Here is a 20,426-nt window from a genome sequence, read left to right as displayed (position 1 = left end):
GGTTATATTTTTAATATAATAACTTTACTATTCTCAGCATAGATAAAGTCCCCATCTAAGGTTAAAAGATAAGTTATACTATAATTTTCGCACACTGCAAGATGAGTAGCATCATTTATAGAAAGTAGATCCTTAGTCATAAGGTCCTTTGTTCTAAGCATACATGATTTGTTTATTTCTACATAATTAAACTTCAGAGTGTTTTCTAATTGATTATGCATGGTAACAGCAGTCTTATAGTATACCTTTAATAAGTTTCGTTTAAGGCTGTTTTTAGAAAGATTATCGAAATATTTTTTATAGGGTATTTCTCGAAGTTTATCTTGTCTTTTATCTTTTATTATTTTTCTATCATACTTGTTAAAACAAGATATGATTTGTCTTATATTGGTTTCAGAGTTAAAAGGATTACACTTATCAATTCTATGTCTTATATCCATGATAAATATTTTATACATTATTTGATTTAAAACTTCTGCAGAAATAATGTTAGTAACATAAAGTCTACACTTTCCAATAAGAATTTTTTTTAATGCTTCTACACACTGAGGATGTTTTATATCATCATCATATACTAAGCTAAGTAGAAATGATGCATCTAGCAGTATAGAAGTATTATTACTAAAATTTATATTGGAAAAAGGATAGAGCAGCATTTCCATAAATAGCATACCTTCTTTATATATTATATAGTTTATTTTATTAATCAGAAGGTGCAGTTATTACAATGTATTAAAAACTTTAAAGTTATGCTGTAAAGTTCTTAAGATATTCTGAAAAGATGTTTTCTAGCATATTTAGTTTTCTTCAAAGGGTTAGTTAAAAAGTTTAACAAGAATTGGTGCAATGATAATGGTGATTAGGCCGGCAAGACCAATTGAAAGACTGCTCATAGCTCCTTCAGTTTCACCAAGTTCTACTGCTTTTGTAGTACCTAGAGCGTGGGAACTTGTGCCAATGGAAATTCCTACAGCAATTTTATTTTTAATTTTGGCTATATTATGTATTAACGGTGAAAAGATAGCACCGATTATTCCAGTTATAATTATAGCACCTACAGTAATAGACGGGATTCCATTTAAATTTTTAGAAACTTCCATGCCAATAGGTGTGGTAACTGACTTAGGGATTAGGGATAAAATAAGCTCTGTAGGTAACTTCAAGGCCTTACCTAAAAGGATTACGGTTACTATTCCTGCACAGCTGCCTATAGATATGCCAACAAAAATAGCCAGAGCATTTTGTTTTAGATGCTCGATTTTACTATAAAGAGGAATAGCTAAAACTACAGTAGCTGGTGTTAAGAAAAAGGATATTATTTTACCACCATTGTTATAATCTTCTAAAGGAATTTTAAAGATTAATAAAAATGCCACAGCTAAGACTATTGCAATAAATAAGGGGTTTAAAAAAGCAATTTTGGTTTTCTTACTTATATAGTGGCCTATTAAGTAACAAATTAATGAAAGCAACACACCAAATACAGGCGACTTAAACAATTCATATATAAACATAAATAAATCCTCCAGTTGGCAAGGTTTTTTAACGGTTATACTTACCAATATTTCTTTTGTTTTTTAAAGCAATTAATCCTTGAACAGTATAGCCTGTAACAAGAAGTACAACTAAAGTTGAAATGATGATTATAAAAATAATCTTAATAGTATTTCCTTTTAATAAATCAAAAGAAGAAATAATGCCTACCCCAGCAGGTAAAAAGAAAAAGGCTAAGTTATCAAGCATATAAGTGCTTGAAGTTTTTAAAGTTTCAACTTTTACTATCTTTAGTAATAACAAACCAAGAAGTAATAACATGCCTATAATGCTTCCAGGTAGAGGTAGAGAAAAAGTTTTACTTAAAGTATCACTAAAAAATATTATTAATAAAATTATAGTAAACTCTTTTAAAATTTTCATGCTAATATCACTCCAATTACAATATAAAAATTACGACCTAATCATTATAAAGCAAATAAATATTTTTTACAAAGTTCATAAATCCGTGTATAATCTCAAATAAAATGGTCAATCATATTAATGACAGATTAAAGCATAAATATAAACCCTTAAAAGCAACATGTGAATTTTATTATTGTTATTGCATAGTCGTTGTAATGTTTAAGCACCTCATGTTGCTTTCCCCCCATATTAAAAAGTAAGCATCTCATTATTGAGATGCTTACTTTTTTAATAAATAAGGACATTTAACAAAGGTTAAGACTACTTATACTACAAAAGTAAAGGGTCTTCTCTTTAACAAAAGGTAGGTTGTTTAGCAGCACTTTGAAGCTTAAGGTCTGCAATCTTCCCTAAAAGGTTGTTGACCAGCCGTGCAGTCGCTCATTCTAGGTAAATGGGCTTAGTGTAACAAATGAAGTTTGTTCACAAAGATACCTTTGTTTAGTGAAAATATGCTTCCAAAGCAGATTCACAAAATGAACCTGTTCATTATTTAATGAAAAACCTATGATTATAAGATATAATGAACTATATATTTTAATTAGCGAAAAGTGAGGAATATTTATGGATTTTATAAGGGAAGATGAAACTCTTGATGACTTACAGCTTAGGGGTATAAAAATAATTCAGAAGAAAAGTGGTTTTAGATTTGGTGTAGATGCTGTATTACTAGCTAATTTCGCTAAAGTAAAAAAGAATGGTAGAGTTATTGACCTATGTAGCGGTACGGGGATAATTCCCTTTATTATAGCAGGAAAAACTGAAGCTAGTAGTATTATTGGAATAGAAATTCAAGAAGAGTTTGTTGAAATGGCCAATAGAACTTCAAAATATAATAATTTGGAACAGAGAGTAAGCTTTTTACATAAGGACTTAAAGGATACTAAATTTCTAAAGAGCATAGAAAAAAGTGATATAGTTACGGTAAATCCTCCCTACAAGCTTCATAACGCTGGTATTATAAATCCTAACGATAAAAGTGCTATAGCAAGACATGAGGTTTGTTGTACCCTAGAGGATGTAATAGTTGCAGCAAGAATACTCTTAAAGGATAACGGCAGGTTATTTATGGTTCATAGACCAGAAAGAATTGCAGACATTTTAACTCTTATGAGAAAACATAAAATTGAGCCTAAGCGTATAAAATTTATTCATCCTAAACCTAGCAAGGCACCTAATATAGTGCTTGTAGAGGGGCAAAGGGACGGAGGAGCATTTTTAAAGTTTGAAGATCCTTTATATGTTCACGAAGAAAATGGGGATTATTCAAGGGAACTCAGAGAAATTTATGGTTCTGAGGATATAAATATATAGATATGGGATAAGGTGATAAAATGAATGGAAAATTATATTTAGTACCAACTCCAATAGGAAATCTAAAGGATATCACATTAAGAGCTCTAGAGGTATTACAAGCAGTAGATATAATTGCTTGTGAGGATACAAGACAAAGCTTAAAGCTTCTTAATCATTTTAATATAAGAAAAACTTTAATTAGCTACCATAAGCATAATGAGAATGGTAAAAGTGATGCTATTACTGAGAAACTTCTTCAAGGAAAAAATATAGCAATAATTAGTGATGCTGGTACACCAGGAATATCGGACCCTGGAAGTGTTATTATAACAAGGTGTATTGAAGAGGGGATAGATTTTGAGGTTTTACCAGGTGCAACTGCCATTACAACAGCATTGGTTTACTCGGGGCTTGATAGTACTAAATTTATATTCAGAGGATTTCTTCCTAGAGAAAATAAAGATAGAAAACCTATAATAGAGGAGCTTTTAAATAGAAAGGAGACTTTAATATTTTATGAAGCACCTCATAGGATATTAAACACCTTAGAGTTTCTATATGAAAATTTAGGAAATAGAAAGGTTGCACTTTGTAGAGAACTTACAAAGCTCTATGAGGATATAATGAGAACAACTTTAAGTGAAGCTATAGAGTTCTATAAAGCTAACAATGGAAAAGGTGAATATGTAATAGTTGTAGAAGGTAAAAGTGAAGAAGAAATTCTAAAAGAAATAAATTCTATGTGGGAAAGTATAACAATTGAAGATCATATAAGAATGTACATAGAAAAGGGAGATAGCAAAAAGGAAGCTATCAAGAAAGTTGCAAAGGATAGAAGTTTATCAAAATCTGAAGTATATAAGTTTTCTATAGATATTTAAGATCAAAACAATAACTCTTGTGAAATAAGGAATATAAATAAAAAGTAATTATAGCAACTGCAGTTAGTAGCAAAAAATATAAATATTATATTAGTAGGTAATAAATCTAGTAGTTTTAGATATTTATAAAAAAAGAAATAGTACTTTTAATATAATGAAAGTATAGCTTATATCAAAGGATTAAGTGTCAATATATTGAAAATCAGGTTATTATATATCAAAAACTATGTAAAATAGTGGAACTAAATTCAGATAATATGAATTTATTAATGGATTTTGTTTAAAATATAGCGAAAAACTTGAGATTTCCGGCTATATAATGCTATAATTATGTAGAAACCATCAGGGGGGAGGGATTTTTTTGAATAAAAAAATAGTAGCTTTAGCTTTAGCGGCAGCATTAGCAAGTAGTTACGTAGGATCTACAGCATATGCAGATCCCTATAGTGATAAAGCAAAACAGCAACAAGAACTTTCAGAGAGTAAAAATAGCTATAAGAGTGCTCAAGAAAAGGTAGATGAAATCGAAGCTGCAATACAAGCAATTAACTCGCAAATGACAGAAATATATGCAGATATAGAAAACACTAATAATAAAATTTCTGATACTGAAGGAAAAATTAAAATCAGTGAAGAAGGTGTACAAGCAGCTGAGGAAAGTATTAAAAAAGAAGAAGATCTTTTTAATAAGAGAATGAGAGCTATGTATATTAATGGTATGGATAGCTATGCAGAAGTTCTTTTAGACTCAAAGGGCCTTGCTGATTTTATTACAAGATTAGAAAACGTAGCTAAAATAATTAGCTATGATAAAGAGGTAGTTGCGAGCTTAACAGAAAAGAAAGTTGCTTTAGAGCAGCAAAAAAATGTACTAGAGCAAGAAAAAGTTCAACTAGTTGCTTTACAAGCAGAGAATCAAAAAAAGGCAGATGAACTTAATGCAAAAAAAGCAGAGCATGATAAAGCAATGGAAGTAGCAGAAGCTAACAGAGATCTATTTGAGGCAGCTATGAAGGAAAGTGAAGCTCAATTAGCAGAAACTTTAAGACAAATAGAAAGTATGAAAGCACCAGCTGTAGAAAGACCAAGCAGAGGCGGAAGCTATAATGACTCAGCGGTTGTGCCACCAAGTGGTAGTGCAGACGGTATAGTTCCTTACGCTAAAAGGTTTTTGGGAACTCCATATCAATGGGGAGGAAATGGTCCAAGCACCTTCGACTGTTCAGGATTTACAAGCTATGTTTTTAGAGGAAATGGAATTAGTTTGCCTAGAACTGCAAATGATCAAATGAGAACAGGAGCTTATGTTCCAAAGGATCAGTTACAACCTGGAGACTTAGTATTCTTTGGTTCAGGTGGACATGCTTATCATGTAGGTATATATGTTGGAAACAATAGTTACATACATGCACCACAAGATAATGAGGTTGTTAAAATATCACCGTTAGGAACAAGAAAAGACTATTTACAAGGAAGAAGACACTAGAGAGTTTTAAGCTTAAATATAATTTCTAAAAAATAAACCAATGGCTTCTGCTATTGGTTTATTTTATTTAAGCAAAAAAGCTTTTACCATAATTATGGTGGTAGGTGCATAGACCTAGCATTTAAATAAGATTAAGTTTATAGTGATAAAATGAAACAAAGGATTTAAAGAAGGGAGATACCCTCCTAAAGCCTAATTTTTTCTGAAATTCCTGAATACAGCCAAGTTATTTCTTACTAAGTACCCATGAGTAAGAAATAAAGATACATTATGAAGGGAAAGATTACTTTTTATGAGTAAAGGATTGAAAATAGATAAATATAATAGAAAGGTAAAAAAATAAACGTTAGAATTCTAACGTTTATTATATGCTTGTCCTTATTTAAAAGGAAATTAAGTTTAAGTTTTAAATTATTCAGCTTTTAAAGAAGCTAAGCATTGTTTACAAACATTCTTAGATTTGTAGTTTATAACGTCTCTAGCATCTCCACAGAATATGCATGCAGGCTCATATTTCTTTAATATGATATGCTCACCATCTACATATATCTCTAGAGCATCCTTTTCACCTATATTTAGCGTTCTTCTTAGTTCTACTGGAATAACAATTCTTCCTAGCTCATCTACTCTTCTTACAACACCAGTTGATTTCATAATAAGTTCCTCCTTAAGTAATATTCGACAAAATAATATACAAAATTTTATTATTTTAATTTAATAGATAAAATATGTAGTTTATCTTTCTTAGAAAGTTACAAAATTACTACTAAATTCCATCTATAGATAATATACTACCAATTTATACAAATGTCAATAATATTAATTTATAAAAATACAGGATTTTACAAAAGGTTAAAAACATTGATATTAGGGCATTATCAAAAAACAATTTTAAGAATAGAGGGTGAAAAGTAGACTTAAACCAAAAAAAATAACTGGAAATTATAAAATAGTAATTAATTGGAATAAAAATAAGTATATGTCGAAAAAAATGAGTTAATTGTTGTAAATAGAGGTATAGTAATAATTTTCATTATTAATTATAGGTATTTATTGAAAAGCATTTGCAAAAACTATTTATGTTTTTAATTTTCATTTAATCTAAACCAGTAAATAAAATGAAATGAAAAATAAATGTAAAAAATAAGAAAAATTTATAAACATTAAAAGTTACATAAAAAGGGAATAATATTTGTATTATTTTATTTATATAAAATTACAGGAAGTTACTAATTACAACTCATTGTGGTAAATTTATTCTCCTATTCTCTTTTTTATAACAAATTTATAAAAAATTAAATCTAATGCTGTAGAATGTTGCAATTATTTCCACATAAAATATAACAGGTTATACACAGGTATATTGTTAGTAATGTGGACAAATATTACAAAGTTATAATTAATAAATAAAGATTTACTAGAATGCTAAGAATAAATACCATAATTATTCACATTTTATGTTAGTAATTTGTGGACAACAGTGGATAAGTATTCTAACCTGTTAATAAATTTTATTGAAAAACTGATTTATTGCAATTTAACTATCAAGATATTTCAGTTAAGTGTATTGTCGAACTTTATGATATTTTAAAAAAATTTCAGATAAAGTAAAATAATATTTAATAATATGTTTGTAAAGATATTATTAGTAGCATATAATATTTATTATAAATGTAGGAAAATATAATGAGGTGTACCTATGAACAAAGACAATAAGATAAATAGTGAAAGCTTTAGCAGTATAGTAAGCAAAATTTCAGAAATGATAGAAGAAATTTCAAATAAAAGTATAATTGGGTATGATGAATTACCGCAATACGACTTATTTTTATCTCAGGTTAAAGATTATCTAAATGATAAGTTTGAGCAGGATAACTTTACTAACAACATACTACAGAACTATATTAAAAGTGAAGTTATATCTAAACCAGAGGATGGGAAAAAAAGAGGCTATACAAAGCTTCACTTAGTCCAGTTAGTATTATTAGGTTATATGAGACCTATATTAACTACTGATGAAATAAAAGAGGTTTTTAGATTAGCCTTTAATGGGATAAACAATAGAGCTGATGACATACTTTCTTGGGAAGATACTTACAAACTATTTTGCTACTTACAAAAAGAAAGTTTTTATGTGAACTTCTTAGATAGCAATTCTCAAGATAAGGAAGCCTTATTTAAGTATGTGGAAGACTATGATTTCAATGATCAAGAGAAGGAAAGAATAATTATATTTTTAATAGTAATGAGTTTAGTAGCTCAAGCTAGCAACATAAAGAAATTAGTTAGTACCATTGTAAAAGAGTATGGAGATAAGTATTAAAAAAGTTTAAGGGAGATTAAGGCTTTGCTTAATCCCCCTTAATTAAGTTTAGCTGCAAGTACTTTCACCTACAGCTGAAGAAATAACCTTAAAAGAATCTCCAAATAATGTTTTAGTATAAACAACTTTGCAGTCTTCAAATATATATTCTTCGTCCTTATCTACTACAAAAGTAATACCATCTACTACTTCAGTTATATCTTCTGATTTTTGTTCGTCCAGAACAACTCCTAGCGTTGGACCACCTCAACCAAAACCTTTGATCATAAAGCGTACAGCAGATTTTTCAAATTCTTTTAATTTTGTATTAAGAGCTTCTTTTGTTTTTTCATCAAAAGCAACCTTCATTACAGCACCTCCTAAGTTATGAGTCTATTATTAGTGTATCAAAAATATGAAATTTAATCACACCAGATGTTACATTTTATAATGTAAAACAAGTGATATAATTACAATTTTAAAAGATATATCTTCTGCATAGTATTGAAATCACATCAGTTAAGTGTTTACAGAACTTATTTTATAAAAAAAGTTTATGCAGATTGAGTATCTATAAACATAATATAACTCATATCAATCGCAATATCAAGATATATTAATTAATATATAGGGATTTTTTAACTTAAACAATTTTATTAATTTCCTATTGACAATAGGCTGGATATAGATTTATTATATATATAAAGTAAAACTTAATAATTGAAGTCCTTTTAAAAGTGGTCCAGAGAGGCCGACAAAGGAAGAGCTAGCATTTAATCTATAATATTAATTGCTAAGAAAGTTTGGGGTACATTGAATTAAGTGATGTACAAGTTTTCTTAGATAATTTAACGTATAGTTTGTAGTTGTAGATTAAAAAGCTATATTGAATTTAAAAATTTGATACCTTCCTTTTAGGAAGGTATTTTTTATTTCACCAATAATTCACTCTTTTTCATAGGGGTAAGTAAACTGTGAAAGATAAAAAATATTAAGATTTTACCTGAGTATTTAGATTAATTGCAGCAAATAGTAAAAGCCTATTAGCTGCTATTATATAAACTCTTAGGAGAACCCTTTAGTAATAGGGGTATCTTAAGAGCAATAGGGGAAGCAAAGTTAAAAGCAAATAGACTTTAAATTAGCTCCCTATTAATACCTTTAAATTATCCCAGAGAGGTTAAAAAGGAGATGTTGTTAATGTTAAAAGGAAGAAGTTTAATTGAACCTATGGATTTTACACATGTGGAGCTAGATGAGGTATTTAATTTAGCTGATGAAATAATAAAGGCTCCAGAGAAGTTCGCAGATGCTTGTAAAGGAAAGCTACTAGCTACTTTATTCTATGAACCAAGCACAAGAACAAGATTTAGTTTTGAAGCAGCAATGCTAAGACTTGGAGGTCAAATAATAGGATTTTCTGAGCCTAACTCAAGTTCAACTGCAAAGGGAGAAAGTATAGCGGATACAATAAGAACAGTAGCATGCTATGCAGACATTGCAGTAATGAGACACCCAAAAGAAGGAGCACCTCAAATAGCGGCACAGTACAGCGATATACCTGTAATTAATGCAGGAGATGGAGGACATCAACATCCAACACAAACTTTAACTGACTTACTTACTATTAGAACCATAAAAGGCAGCTTAAACAATCTTACTATAGGTTGCTGTGGAGACTTAAAGTTTGGTAGAACTGTGCACTCACTTATAAAAGCACTTTCATCCTATGAAAATAATAAATTCATACTGATTTCCCCAGAAGAATTAAAAGTTCCAGATTATATAAGAAAAGAAGTATTAGGAAAGAAAAACATAGAGTTTAAAGAAGTAAAAACCATGGAAGAAGCCATGAAGGATATAGATATTTTATATATGACTAGGGTACAAAGAGAAAGATTCTTTAATGAAGAAGATTATATAAGACTTAAGGACTCCTTTATCTTAGATAGCAAAAAGATGAACCTAGCGAAGGATGATATGGCAGTGCTTCATCCACTACCAAGAGTAAATGAAATAGCCTATGAAGTTGATAGCGATAAAAGAGCATACTACTTTCCTCAAGCTAAGTTTGGTATGTATGTAAGAATGGCTTTAATACTAAAACTTTTAGGAATTTATTAAGAGTAGAGGAGGAAGATATTATGTTAACAATAAATAGTATTAAAAATGGAATAGTAATTGACCATATAAAAGCTGGAGAAGGAATAAAAATTTATAACTTTTTAAACCTTCAAAATGCTAAGTTTGCTGTGGCACTGATAATGAATGTTAAGAGTGAAAAATGTGGAAGCAAGGACATTATTAAAATAGAAAATGTACTGGATTTAGACTATGAAATTCTTGGACTTATAGATCCAAATATAACTATAGATATCATTGAAAATGAAGTAATTAAAGAAAAAATAAAATTAAAGCTACCTAAAAAGGTAGAAAACATTATTAGATGTAAAAATCCACGATGCGTAACCTCAATTGAAAAATATGTGCCTCATATTCATCACTTAGTAGATGAAAATACTAGAGAGTACAGATGTGACTACTGTGATGATTTACAGAAGGTTACCTCCTTATACTAAATAATCAACAACCTAAACTGCATTAGAAAAGAGGCTCTTTCCAGAACTTGTTTTCTGTGAAGAGCCATATCCTAGATAGCTAAGAGTCTTAGCTATCTAGAATGTGGTTAAAACCTTATAGATAACAAAACTTTAGGGGGAGATTTCATGGAACTTTGCATAAAGAATGGTACTGTAGTTGACTGGAGCGGAAGCTTTAAAGGAGATATTTACATTAAAGATGGAATTATATCAGAGATAGGCAGAAGTTTAAATAAAGACTGTAACACTATGGATGCAAAAGGACTTGTAGTAATGCCTGGATTTGTAGATTTACATGTTCACTTTAGAGAACCCGGGTACACATATAAGGAAGATATGGAAAGTGGTTCAAAGGCTGCAGTAAAAGGTGGATATGTTATGGTAAATTTAATGGCAAATACCAATCCTGTATGCAGCACTGTGGAAATAGCAAATCGTGTAAGTGAAAGAGCTAAGGAAGTAGGACTTGTAGAGGTAAATCAGGTTTTATCAATAACTAAGGACTTTACAGGAGATGATTTAAGTCACTTAGAGCCTATAAATAAGGGCGAAGTGAAAATTATATCTGAAGACGGAAAAGATGTAATGAATAGTGAAGTTATGTTAAATGCCATGATAAAGGCAAAGGAAAAGGACATAACAGTAATGTGTCACTGTGAGAACCATGATTTATCAAAGATAGATATGAGACTAGCTGAAAACACCATGACTTGGAGAAATTTAACCTTAGCTCAATATAGTGGTTGCAAGGCTCACTTTGCCCATGTAAGTACTAAAGAGTCTATGGAATATATAATTAGAAGTAAAAGAAAAGGGCATAAAGTAACCTGTGAGGTAGCCCCACATCATTTAATTCATACAGATAAAAAAGAGTATAGAGTAAATCCACCCCTTAGGGAGGAAGAGGATATAGATTACTTAAGAGAAGCAATAAAGCTGGGTTATGTAGATGCTATAGCTACAGATCATGCTCCCCATTCAGAGGAAGATAAGAAAAATGGAGCACCTGGAATATCAGGAATAGAAACTGCCTTTTCACTATGCTACACAGCCCTTGTTAAAGGCCAATGGATAGATTTATGTAAGCTTAGTGAACTTATGAGTAAAAGGCCAAGTGAAATATTAAAAGTAAATAAAGGCACTGTAGATATAGGATATGACGGAGATTTAGTGCTTATAGATATAGAAAAGAGCTACCAGATAGAGAGTGAAAAATTTCTATCTAAAGGAAAGAATACACCGTTTAATGATATGAAAGTGTATGGAGAAGTTAGGGCTACAATTAAAAGTGGTAAGGTTGTATATGAGAAGAAAGAGGATGATTTAGATGATTATAGATAAATTATATAAAGCAGTAGAAGAAAAGGGTCATGTATGTGTAGGGTTAGATACAGATATAAGTTATATTCCTAAAGCTTTCTTAGAAAGCTTCAGCTCAATAGAGGATGCTGTATTTAACTTTAATAAAGAAATAATAGATGAAACCTTTGATTATGTAGCCTGCTATAAACCTCAAATAGCATATTATGAAGCCCTTGGAATAGAGGGATTAAAAGCATACAGCAGAACCTTAAAGTATATAAAGTCAAAGGGTGGTATAACCATAGGAGATATAAAAAGGGGAGATATCGCAAAAACTGCTGAAATGTATGCAAAGGCACACTTTCAGGGAGAATTTGAAGCGGATTTTATAACCTTAAGTCCATATATGGGAATGGACACTATAGAGCCCTTCTTAGACTATATAAAAAATCATGAAAAGGGAGTTTTTGTTCTAGTAAGAACTTCAAATAAGGGTTCGGAGGATATTCAGTATATAGAAAGTAAAGGAAGTAGAAAAATTTACAATATTGTAGGGGAAAAAATAAAGGAATTAGGCGAAACTGCTATAGGTCAGTGCGGATATAGTTCCATTGGAGCAGTAGTTGGATGTACCCATGTAGATGAAGGAAAAGAACTTAGGGAAACTTTAAGTAGTACTTTCTTCTTAATCCCAGGCTATGGGGCTCAGGGAGGAAAGGCTGAAGATGTAGCTCTATATCTAAAGAATGGAAATGGAGGAGTTGTTAACTCTTCAAGAGGAATACTTTTAGCATATAAAAACAAGGATCAAGGTGAAAAATATTTTGCAAAATATGCTAAAGAAGAAGTAATAAGAATGAAGGAAGAAATAGCTTCAGCAGTTAAATTATATAAGTAAAAATTTATAATTACTATAAGGAGTATGCCGTGGGGAATTCAAAATATAATTATATGTCAGGTAAAGTCAAGGAAAACAAAATGTTGACTAAAGAAATATATAAATTAGTAGTAGAGGGAAGTTTTAAGGGAAATCCTGGTGAGTTTTATATGTTAAAATCCTGGGAAGAAGAGCCAATACTCTATAGACCTATAAGTATACACAATATAGATGAAAGTAAAATAGAATTTATATATGCAGCCGTTGGAAAAGGAACAAAACTGCTAAGTAGGTTAAAAGAAAAAGATGAAGTTAAATTAATAGGACCTTTAGGCAATGGATTTCCAATAGAAGAAATAAAGGGAAAGGTAGCAATAGTTACTGGAGGAATTGGAATTGCACCTATGCACTATGTGGCAAAATCTCTTACGAATTGTAGTATTGATTTATTCTCAGGATTTAGAGAGGATGCATATTGCATAGAGGAATTGAAGCCGTTAGCTAATAGCATAAACATTGCTACAGAATATGGTGAAATAGGACATAAGGGATATGTAACAGAAATTTTTAACCCAAAAGGGTATGATGTAGTTCTTTGCTGTGGACCAGAAGTAATGATGGATAAGGTGCTAAAGCTGTGCAAAGAAACTAATACAAAGATATTTATTTCCGAGGAAAAGAAAATGGCTTGTGGAATAGGAGCCTGCCTTGTATGTACCTGTAAAACTAAAAATGGAAATAAAAAAACTTGCAAAGACGGTCCCGTATTTAGAGGAGAAGAACTAGAAGCTAAGGGGGAAGTTAAGTGTTAAAAGTTAATATTTGTGGTAAAGAGTTTAAGAACCCAATAATAGCAGCTTCAGGAACCTTTGGCTTTGGGGAAGAGTACAATGAATTTTATAATGTAGAATGCCTTGGTGGAATTGCTACAAAGGGGCTTACTCTTAATAAAAGAGAAGGAAATTCAGGCGTTAGAATCTATGAAACCAAAGGTGGAATCCTTAATAGTGTAGGGTTACAAAATCCAGGAGTACATGATTTCATAAACTGTGAACTCCCTAAGATGAAAAGTTATGATACTAATATAATTGCTAACTTAGGTGGAGCTACCCTAGAGGAATATATAGAAGCTGTGGAGCTTCTTAATGAAACTGATATCGGCTTTGTGGAGCTAAACATATCTTGCCCAAATGTAAAGCAAGGTGGTATGGCTCTTGGAATAAAATCAAGTGTTGCTTATGAAGCAGTAAGTGCTGTAAAGAACCATTGCAAAAAGCCGCTAATTGTTAAGTTATCACCAAATGCTGAGGATGTAGTAGATATGGCCTTAAAATGCATATATGCTGGAGCTGATGCACTATCCTTAGTAAACACTTTTAAAGCCATGGCTATTGATTATAAGAGTAAAAAGGCTGTGTTTGAAAATGTATATGCTGGACTTTCAGGCCCAGCCATAAAACCTATAGCACTTAGAATGGTTCATGAGGTTTCAAAGATTAGCAAAGTGCCTGTGATAGGAATGGGAGGCATAACCACTTGGCAGGATGCAGTAGAGTTTATTATGGCAGGAGCTACAGCAGTACAAGTTGGGACAGCGAATTTTATGAATCCCTTAGCTTGTAAGGACATAATAAACGGAGTGGAAGCTTTCATAAGAAGTGAAAACATTAAAGATATTAACGAAATTAGAGGAATTATTTAGGAGGGTTTTTAAATGGAAAAAATGGTTATAGACACTTTAATAGAATGTGGAGCATTATTAGAAGGACACTTTTTACTATCCTCTGGAATGCATAGTAATAGGTATTGTCAATGTGCAAGACTTTTACAATATCCAGATAAAGCAGAAAAAGTTTTAGCAGTAGTAAAGGATAAAGTAAAAGACTTAGAGGTGGATTTATTAGTAGGACCTGCAATGGGTGGAATTATAGTAGCTTATGAACTTGCAAGACAACTTAATAAGCCAGGAATTTTTACAGAAAGAAAAGATGGAGAAATGGTATTAAGCCGTGGCTTTGAAGTGAAAAAAGGTCAGAAGATTTTAATTACTGAAGATGTTGTGACTACAGGGAAATCTACTTTAGAAGTTATAAAAGTGCTAGAGGAACTAGGTGCAGAGGTAATTGGAGTTTGCAGTATAGTTGATAGAAGAAGCGAAGATTGCAAGTTACAATATCCACTTTACAGTGCTTGTAAGTTAGATATAGAAACTTACCATAAAGAAAACTGCCCTTTATGCAAGGAGGGCACTCCTTATATAAAGCCAGGAAGCAGAAATATAATATAATAAAGAATAAAAAAGTTTAATTAGATAAAAATTTTTTATGCAAATAAAAATAATATTTATTCACAATTTTTAGAAAAATCCCTCTTTAATACAAGATAATAGGTTTTCTTGAAAAAATATATAAATTAATATACATTTTTTCATATAAAAAGGAAAAAGTGTGGTTATTGACAGTAATTTGAAATAAATATAGTATTAAATAGAAGAAATATTTAAATAATTTCGATATTAAGAGGGGGATTAACTTATATGAAGATAGTACTTGCATTAGGGGGAAATGCATTACAAGCAGACCCTAAAGATAAGACGGCAGAAGCACAACTAAGAACCTGTAAGGAAACAGCAGTTTCAATAGTAGATCTAATAGAAGATGGACATACAGTTTCAATAGTACATGGAAATGGTCCTCAAGTAGGACAAATTGTCGCTACAGTAGAGGATGCGGCAAGACAAAATCCAAGCAACATAATGTTTCCATTTGATGTATGTGGGTCTTTCTCTCAAGGATATATAGGCTATCACTTACAAAATGCTATAGCTGAGGAACTTAACAAAAGAGGGGTTAAGAAATCAGTAGGAACTATAGTAACACAAGTAGTAGTAGATAAAAATGATGGTGGATTCCAAAACCCAACAAAGCCTATAGGATCTTTCTACTCTAAGGAAATGGCTGAGAAGTTACAAAAAGAACAGGGCTTTATAATGAAAGAAGATGCAGGAAGAGGATACAGAAGAGTAGTTGCATCGCCAAAGCCAATTGATGTTATAGAAAAAGATATGATCAAAGAACTTGTAGAAGATGGGAAAGTAGTAATCTCTTGTGGCGGTGGCGGAATCCCTGTAATAAGAGAAGACGGAATGGTAAAAGGAGTTGCAGCAGTTATAGATAAAGACTTTGCAGCAGAAAAGCTTGCAGAAATACTAGAAGCTGATTGTCTTCTAATATTAACAGCTGTAGATAGAGTTTGTGTAAACTTCAATAAGCCAGACCAAAAAGAATTAGCTGAAATAAATATTGAAGAAGTGAATAGATATATTGAAGAAGGTCAATTTGCACCAGGAAGTATGTTACCAAAGGTAGAAGCATGCAAGAAATTTGTTATGCATGACAACAGCAAAATTGCTATGATTGCTTCACTGTCAAAGGCTAAGGAAGCATTAAAAGGTCTATCTGGAACAAAAATAGTTGGATAAAACAAGTAATATTAAGGCTATTTTATGTAGATAGGTCAACAATGAGGAAGGGGAGTGAAGTTATGGAAACGCGTAAAATACAGGTTTACTCTGAAATTGGTAAGTTGAAAACAGTACTTCTTCATAGACCGGGACAAGAAATTGAAAATCTTACACCAGAGTATTTGGAAAGATTGTTATTTGATGATATACCTTATCTAAAGGTAGCTAGGCAAGAACATGATATATTTGCAAACTTACTTAGAAAAGAAGGAGTAGAAGTTCTCTACTTAGAGAAGTTAGCAGCAGAGGCTATAAAAGATAAAAAAATAAAAGAGATGTTTCTAAATGAGGTAATAGAGGAAAGTGGGATAGTAGATGAAATTGCTAAAAGAGAAGCAAAGAGCTACTTATTCTCCATGCCAGAAAAAGGACTTATAGATACTGTAATGGCTGGGGTAAGAAAAAAAGATGTAGGACTTAAGGAAGATTTAACAGAATATCCTTTTATTTTGGATCCTATGCCAAACCTATACTTTACTAGGGACCCATTTGCTTGTATAGGTAGTGGAGTATCTCTTAACTCTATGAGAAGAAACACTCGTAGAAGAGAAACAATTTTTGGAAAGTATATTTTTAATCATCATCCAGCACTTAAAGAGTCGGGCACTAAGCTTTGGTATGACAGATACCACCCAACTACTATAGAGGGGGGAGATGAACTAGTTTTATCAAAGGATCTAATTGCAGTGGGATGTAGTGAGAGAACGGATAAGGAATCAATATTCACTCTTGCAAAAAACATATTCGAAAACAATGAAAGTTTTAAAACAGTATTGATTTTTGACATACCTAAGACTAGAGCTTTTATGCATCTTGACACTGTATTTACAATGATTGACTATGATAAGTTTACCATTCACCCAGCTATAGAAGCTTCACTTAAGGTTACAGCAATAACCTATGATGAAAGTAAAAAGGAACTTATTGCCATTGAAGAAGAGGGTGAACTAGAAGCCGTATTGTCTAAGTATTTAGGAATCCATGCTACATTAATAAGATGTGGTGGTGGAGATAGAATCATATCAGGAAGAGAACAATGGAATGATGGGTCTAATACCTTAGCAATTTCTCCAGGAAAAGTTATAACCTATGAGAGAAATTACATCACTAACGAAATTTTAGATAAACATAATATAGAAGTTATTCAAATGCCATCTAGTGAACTGTCAAGAGGAAGAGGTGGCCCACGTTGCATGTCAATGCCTTTTGTAAGAGAGGAAATAAATTTTAGATAAAACTTGCAATTTTAGTAAAAAAAACACAACACAAACAAAAAGTAAATCATATTATGGCATTATTAATTCTATAAGAATTTAGTGCCATAATAATTAATTAGATATGTGGGGGGAATTAATATGTTTAATTTAAGAAACAGACACTTTTTAACATTAATGGACTTTTCACCAAAGGAAATAAACTACCTTTTAGAACTTTCTCAAGACCTAAAGAAAGCAAAATATGCAGGAACAGAGCAACAAAGATTAGTTGGAAAGAACATAGCTTTAATATTTGAAAAGGACTCTACAAGAACAAGATGTGCTTTTGAAGTAGCTGCACATGATCAAGGAGCTCATGTTACATACCTTGGACCAACAGGTAGCCAAATGGGTAAAAAAGAGTCAGTAGCAGATACTGCAAGAGTTCTTGGAAGAATGTATGATGGAATAGAATATAGAGGCTTTGGTCAAGAAATAGTTGAAGAGCTTGCAAAATATGCAGGAGTACCAGTTTGGAATGGATTAACTAACGAAGACCATCCAACTCAAATTTTAGCAGACTTCTTAACAGTTAAAGAGCACTTTGCGAAACCTTTAAGTGAAGTTGTATTTGTATACACTGGAGATGGAAGAAACAACATGGCAAATGCACTTATGATTGGTGCAGCAAAAATGGGAATGGACTTTAGAATTGTAGCTCCAAACACGTTATTCCCAGAAGAAGCATTAGTAGCAAAATGTATGGAAATTGCTAAGGAAACTGGAGCAAAAATTACATTAACTGATAATGTAGCAGAAGGGGTTAAGGATGCAGATGTAATCTACACAGATGTTTGGGTATCTATGGGAGAACCAGACGAAGTTTGGGTAGAGAGAATTAAACTTTTAAAGCCATATCAAGTTAACAAAGAGATGATGGCTTTAACAGGTAAAAGAGATACTAAGTTTATGCACTGCTTACCTGCATTCCATGATACTAAAACAAAAATCGGTAAAGAAATATTCGAGAAATATGGACTAGATGGAATGGAAGTTAGCAATGATGTATTCGAAAGTGAAGCTTCAATAGTATTTGATGAAGCAGAAAATAGAATGCATACTATAAAAGCAGTAATGGTAGCTACTTTAGGCTGCTAATATAGTATTCTAATAAAAATAGGTCACTGAATTTTAAAACTAAGGGACCAAGGTAGCTTACCCATAAGGTAAGTTCTACTTTGGTCTTTTATTATAAAGATAAATAAGCTGAAAAGTTTTATATATCTTTAAATATTATAATTCCTTGATATTAATAGGAACTTAGATAATTACATTAATTGAGCTTGCATATCTCTTTTGGAGAAACCACTTTTTATAAGATGTAAATTGAATTTTGAAGTGATTTCTCTCTATATATAACTAAAAAATGTAAGGTTTGTTCAAAGAATAAAAATGTCGATATCTTGGAACAGTTAATAATAATTATCCATTGACAGTAATTAGTAAATCATGTAAAATATATATTAAGAAGAACATTAATTAGTATATTTTTCACTCAAAAGTTGTAAAATAAGAGTGACATATTTTTATGGTAGGAGTGATATTTATGAAAAAATACGTATGTGTTGTATGTGGATATGTTTATGATCCAGAATTAGGTGATCCAGATAACGGAGTTGAAGCAGGAACATCTTGGGAAAACGTTCCAGAAGAGTGGGTATGCCCACTATGTGGAGTAGGCAAAGATCAATTCGAAGAAGAATAAAAAATAATTAGCTGACAGCACATGCTGTCAGCTTTTATTTTTTAAATCTTATCATAAATAATTCTATTCCTTAATATGATATATCATCTATAAACATGCGGAGATAAGGAGAGATATTATGCTAAAGGAAATTCCAAGAGTTATTTATGATATGGAAGGCTCGCCAATGAGAGTAGTGAAATTTTCAAAAATATTTTTTAAATATAGAAATGAAGAAGGTTATGTACTTCACATAGAAAAAGCTGAAAGAGTAACTGCTGTTAGTGAGTTTGAATTAAAAGAATCTGATGGAAAGTATTATGTAAATAGAGAGGTATTTATGGAAACCACAGTAGTTTAACATTTAAGTAATATTATAATTTTATGTTTCAACAGAAGAAGATACAAAATATGGCTATAGCCCTAGGTTAAACTAGTGCTATAGCCTAAACTTTTTATAAGGTGATAAATTGTAATAATTATTTCTAGTGAAGGAAATAATAAGCTATATCAGACTTTAAGAGGTGTTTTTATGGAAAAAAAGTATAATACAGTATTAAATATAGTTGTAATATTGTTTATAAGCATTGTGATTTTATTTGGATGTAGTAAAGCTAATGACAAGGATAGTGGTAGCAAGAATCAAAATCAAAGTGAAAATGGAGGAAGTAGCACAACAAATAAGAATGATTCTAATAAGGATTCTAATAGTGATGATGTTTTGTTAGGAAAGAAGATTTCTCAAAGCATTAAGGATATAGAGGGTGTAGAAAAAGCCACTGTATTTATAAAAGAGAGTACTGCTCTAGTGGGAATAACTTTAAAAGACGGTAGCCAGGAAGTTTCAAGTGAAGTAAGAAAGCAAGTGGAAGAAAAGGTAAAGGAAGCTTCAAAGGAAATAAAAAAGGTAGCCATTACTGCAGATAAAGAAATGTTTGAAAAATTAGATGCCATGGCCAATGATTTTATGAATGGTAAAACTTTAGAGGAACTAAAGAAAGACCTAGCTGAAATTATGGAAAGAATAAAAAGCTAAGAAGAAGCCCAAATAGCGCTATAAGAAGCTATTTGGGCTTTAATTTTAAAGTTATAATTATTTTAAGAAACTGTAGCCATAACAGTCTTTAATTCATCTGTAGATAATGTAGATATTTTATAAATATGATCTGCAACTCTTTCTAAATGGTTTATTATATCAAGGAAGATTACTCCAGATTCTATAGTACATTTGCCTTGATTTAGAGTCTGTAAAATAATTTG

22 protein-coding genes are annotated in these 20,426 nt (G+C 31.2%); 17 read left to right on the top strand and 5 right to left on the bottom strand.

The window, feature by feature from the left end; translation table 11 throughout:
- Window positions 1-2: 2 nt before the first annotated feature.
- The 3 genes from B3040_RS14865 to B3040_RS14855 form a co-directional block, all read right to left on the bottom strand.
- Window positions 3-662 (bottom strand): type II toxin-antitoxin system VapC family toxin, encoded by a 660-nt coding sequence (locus B3040_RS14865; RefSeq protein WP_291574786.1) that lies wholly within the window; start codon window positions 660-662, stop codon window positions 3-5.
- A 153-nt stretch (window positions 663-815) separates the two neighbouring features.
- Window positions 816-1,514 carry an LrgB family protein gene (locus B3040_RS14860; protein ID WP_291574785.1) on the bottom strand — a complete coding sequence of 233 codons (699 nt, stop codon included), beginning with the start codon at window positions 1,512-1,514 and terminating at the stop codon, window positions 816-818.
- A gap of 28 nt (window positions 1,515-1,542) precedes the next feature.
- Window positions 1,543-1,917, bottom strand: a complete 375-nt coding sequence (locus B3040_RS14855) for a CidA/LrgA family protein (RefSeq protein ID WP_291574783.1) — start codon at window positions 1,915-1,917, stop codon at window positions 1,543-1,545.
- 606 nt (window positions 1,918-2,523) lie between these two features.
- On the opposite strand from B3040_RS14855, the gene B3040_RS14850 reads away from it, so the two are divergent.
- The 3 genes from B3040_RS14850 (at window position 2,524) to B3040_RS14840 (ending at window position 5,622) form a co-directional block, all read left to right on the top strand.
- Window positions 2,524-3,273 carry a tRNA1(Val) (adenine(37)-N6)-methyltransferase gene (locus B3040_RS14850; protein ID WP_291574781.1) on the top strand — a complete coding sequence of 250 codons (750 nt, stop codon included), beginning with the start codon at window positions 2,524-2,526 and terminating at the stop codon, window positions 3,271-3,273.
- 20 nt (window positions 3,274-3,293) lie between these two features.
- A complete protein-coding gene (gene rsmI, locus B3040_RS14845; protein ID WP_291574780.1) occupies window positions 3,294-4,136 on the top strand; it encodes a 16S rRNA (cytidine(1402)-2'-O)-methyltransferase in 843 nt (280 codons plus the stop codon).
- Window positions 4,137-4,497: 361 nt separating this feature from the next.
- Window positions 4,498-5,622, top strand: a complete 1,125-nt coding sequence (locus B3040_RS14840) for a C40 family peptidase (RefSeq protein ID WP_291574778.1) — start codon at window positions 4,498-4,500, stop codon at window positions 5,620-5,622.
- Between the two features lie 411 nt (window positions 5,623-6,033).
- On the opposite strand, the gene B3040_RS14835 is transcribed toward B3040_RS14840, so the two are convergent.
- Window positions 6,034-6,276: an AbrB/MazE/SpoVT family DNA-binding domain-containing protein gene (locus B3040_RS14835; protein ID WP_021282264.1), complete on the bottom strand. Its 243-nt coding sequence runs from the start codon at window positions 6,274-6,276 to the stop codon at window positions 6,034-6,036.
- Between the two features lie 1,108 nt (window positions 6,277-7,384).
- Between B3040_RS14835 and B3040_RS14830 the strand changes: the two genes are divergently transcribed.
- From B3040_RS14830 to B3040_RS14765, 14 genes are all read left to right on the top strand, one after another.
- Complete coding sequence (locus B3040_RS14830; protein ID WP_414632543.1) at window positions 7,385-7,945, top strand: DUF1836 domain-containing protein; 561 nt, start codon at window positions 7,385-7,387, stop codon at window positions 7,943-7,945.
- 1,179 nt (window positions 7,946-9,124) lie between these two features.
- On the top strand, window positions 9,125-10,048 hold the full coding sequence (gene pyrB / locus B3040_RS14825) for an aspartate carbamoyltransferase (RefSeq protein ID WP_291574775.1): 924 nt from the start codon (window positions 9,125-9,127) through the stop codon (window positions 10,046-10,048).
- Window positions 10,049-10,068: 20 nt separating this feature from the next.
- Complete coding sequence (locus B3040_RS14820) at window positions 10,069-10,503, top strand: aspartate carbamoyltransferase regulatory subunit (RefSeq protein ID WP_291574773.1); 435 nt, start codon at window positions 10,069-10,071, stop codon at window positions 10,501-10,503.
- Window positions 10,504-10,650: 147 nt separating this feature from the next.
- Window positions 10,651-11,865, top strand: a complete 1,215-nt coding sequence (locus B3040_RS14815; protein ID WP_291574771.1) for a dihydroorotase — start codon at window positions 10,651-10,653, stop codon at window positions 11,863-11,865.
- Entirely contained in the window at window positions 11,852-12,724 is an 873-nt protein-coding gene (gene pyrF, locus B3040_RS14810) for an orotidine-5'-phosphate decarboxylase (protein WP_291574769.1), read from the top strand. The genes B3040_RS14815 and pyrF overlap by 14 nt, the downstream gene beginning before the upstream one ends.
- A gap of 53 nt (window positions 12,725-12,777) precedes the next feature.
- Entirely contained in the window at window positions 12,778-13,515 is a 738-nt protein-coding gene (locus B3040_RS14805) for a dihydroorotate dehydrogenase electron transfer subunit (protein ID WP_291574811.1), read from the top strand.
- On the top strand, window positions 13,509-14,405 hold the full coding sequence (locus B3040_RS14800) for a dihydroorotate dehydrogenase (protein ID WP_291574767.1): 897 nt from the start codon (window positions 13,509-13,511) through the stop codon (window positions 14,403-14,405). The genes B3040_RS14805 and B3040_RS14800 overlap by 7 nt, the downstream gene beginning before the upstream one ends.
- A gap of 12 nt (window positions 14,406-14,417) precedes the next feature.
- Complete coding sequence (gene pyrE / locus B3040_RS14795) at window positions 14,418-14,990, top strand: orotate phosphoribosyltransferase (RefSeq protein WP_291574765.1); 573 nt, start codon at window positions 14,418-14,420, stop codon at window positions 14,988-14,990.
- A gap of 249 nt (window positions 14,991-15,239) precedes the next feature.
- Window positions 15,240-16,184, top strand: coding sequence for a carbamate kinase (arcC, locus tag B3040_RS14790; protein WP_291574762.1), 945 nt, complete (start codon window positions 15,240-15,242; stop codon window positions 16,182-16,184).
- A gap of 62 nt (window positions 16,185-16,246) precedes the next feature.
- Complete coding sequence (gene arcA / locus B3040_RS14785; protein ID WP_291574759.1) at window positions 16,247-17,461, top strand: arginine deiminase; 1,215 nt, start codon at window positions 16,247-16,249, stop codon at window positions 17,459-17,461.
- Window positions 17,462-17,581: 120 nt separating this feature from the next.
- A complete protein-coding gene (gene argF, locus B3040_RS14780) occupies window positions 17,582-18,580 on the top strand; it encodes an ornithine carbamoyltransferase (protein WP_291574756.1) in 999 nt (332 codons plus the stop codon).
- Window positions 18,581-19,028: 448 nt separating this feature from the next.
- On the top strand, window positions 19,029-19,187 hold the full coding sequence (gene rd, locus B3040_RS14775; RefSeq protein WP_291574754.1) for a rubredoxin: 159 nt from the start codon (window positions 19,029-19,031) through the stop codon (window positions 19,185-19,187).
- 118 nt (window positions 19,188-19,305) lie between these two features.
- Window positions 19,306-19,527, top strand: coding sequence for a hypothetical protein (locus B3040_RS14770; RefSeq protein ID WP_291574752.1), 222 nt, complete (start codon window positions 19,306-19,308; stop codon window positions 19,525-19,527).
- Window positions 19,528-19,698: 171 nt separating this feature from the next.
- On the top strand, window positions 19,699-20,202 hold the full coding sequence (locus B3040_RS14765; protein WP_291574750.1) for a YhcN/YlaJ family sporulation lipoprotein: 504 nt from the start codon (window positions 19,699-19,701) through the stop codon (window positions 20,200-20,202).
- 62 nt (window positions 20,203-20,264) lie between these two features.
- Here B3040_RS14765 and B3040_RS19550 read toward each other — a convergent pair whose 3' ends face one another.
- The gene (locus tag B3040_RS19550; RefSeq protein WP_414632542.1) at window positions 20,265-20,420 is read right to left on the bottom strand and encodes a PhoU domain-containing protein; all 156 of its coding nucleotides are present in this window, start codon (window positions 20,418-20,420) and stop codon (window positions 20,265-20,267) included.
- Between the last annotated feature and the right edge of the window lie 6 nt (window positions 20,421-20,426).

This window comes from Clostridium sp. UBA4548 (assembly GCF_002387895.1).
Classification (GTDB): domain Bacteria; phylum Bacillota; class Clostridia; order Clostridiales; family Clostridiaceae; genus Clostridium_J.
This window is presented reverse-complemented; position numbering and strand designations above follow the sequence as displayed.

Bases quoted from the DNA above. Each gene is read 5' to 3' on its own strand.
- pyrF (WP_291574769.1), top strand. From the start codon at position 11,852: ATGATTATAGATAAATTATATAAAGCAGTAGAAGAAAAGGGTCATGTA.
- B3040_RS14835 (WP_021282264.1), bottom strand. From the start codon at position 6,276: ATGAAATCAACTGGTGTTGTAAGAAGAGTAGATGAGCTAGGAAGAATT.
- B3040_RS14855 (WP_291574783.1), bottom strand. From the start codon at position 1,917: ATGAAAATTTTAAAAGAGTTTACTATAATTTTATTAATAATATTTTTT.
- arcA (WP_291574759.1), top strand. From the start codon at position 16,247: ATGGAAACGCGTAAAATACAGGTTTACTCTGAAATTGGTAAGTTGAAA.
- pyrB (WP_291574775.1), top strand. From the start codon at position 9,125: ATGTTAAAAGGAAGAAGTTTAATTGAACCTATGGATTTTACACATGTG.
- pyrE (WP_291574765.1), top strand. From the start codon at position 14,418: ATGGAAAAAATGGTTATAGACACTTTAATAGAATGTGGAGCATTATTA.
- rd (WP_291574754.1), top strand. From the start codon at position 19,029: ATGAAAAAATACGTATGTGTTGTATGTGGATATGTTTATGATCCAGAA.
- B3040_RS14765 (WP_291574750.1), top strand. From the start codon at position 19,699: ATGGAAAAAAAGTATAATACAGTATTAAATATAGTTGTAATATTGTTT.
- B3040_RS14860 (WP_291574785.1), bottom strand. From the start codon at position 1,514: ATGTTTATATATGAATTGTTTAAGTCGCCTGTATTTGGTGTGTTGCTT.
- arcC (WP_291574762.1), top strand. From the start codon at position 15,240: ATGAAGATAGTACTTGCATTAGGGGGAAATGCATTACAAGCAGACCCT.
- rsmI (WP_291574780.1), top strand. From the start codon at position 3,294: ATGAATGGAAAATTATATTTAGTACCAACTCCAATAGGAAATCTAAAG.
- B3040_RS14865 (WP_291574786.1), bottom strand. From the start codon at position 662: ATGGAAATGCTGCTCTATCCTTTTTCCAATATAAATTTTAGTAATAAT.
- B3040_RS14815 (WP_291574771.1), top strand. From the start codon at position 10,651: ATGGAACTTTGCATAAAGAATGGTACTGTAGTTGACTGGAGCGGAAGC.
- argF (WP_291574756.1), top strand. From the start codon at position 17,582: ATGTTTAATTTAAGAAACAGACACTTTTTAACATTAATGGACTTTTCA.
- B3040_RS14770 (WP_291574752.1), top strand. From the start codon at position 19,306: ATGCTAAAGGAAATTCCAAGAGTTATTTATGATATGGAAGGCTCGCCA.
- B3040_RS14820 (WP_291574773.1), top strand. From the start codon at position 10,069: ATGTTAACAATAAATAGTATTAAAAATGGAATAGTAATTGACCATATA.
- B3040_RS14850 (WP_291574781.1), top strand. From the start codon at position 2,524: ATGGATTTTATAAGGGAAGATGAAACTCTTGATGACTTACAGCTTAGG.
- B3040_RS14830 (WP_414632543.1), top strand. From the start codon at position 7,385: ATGATAGAAGAAATTTCAAATAAAAGTATAATTGGGTATGATGAATTA.
- B3040_RS14805 (WP_291574811.1), top strand. From the start codon at position 12,778: ATGTCAGGTAAAGTCAAGGAAAACAAAATGTTGACTAAAGAAATATAT.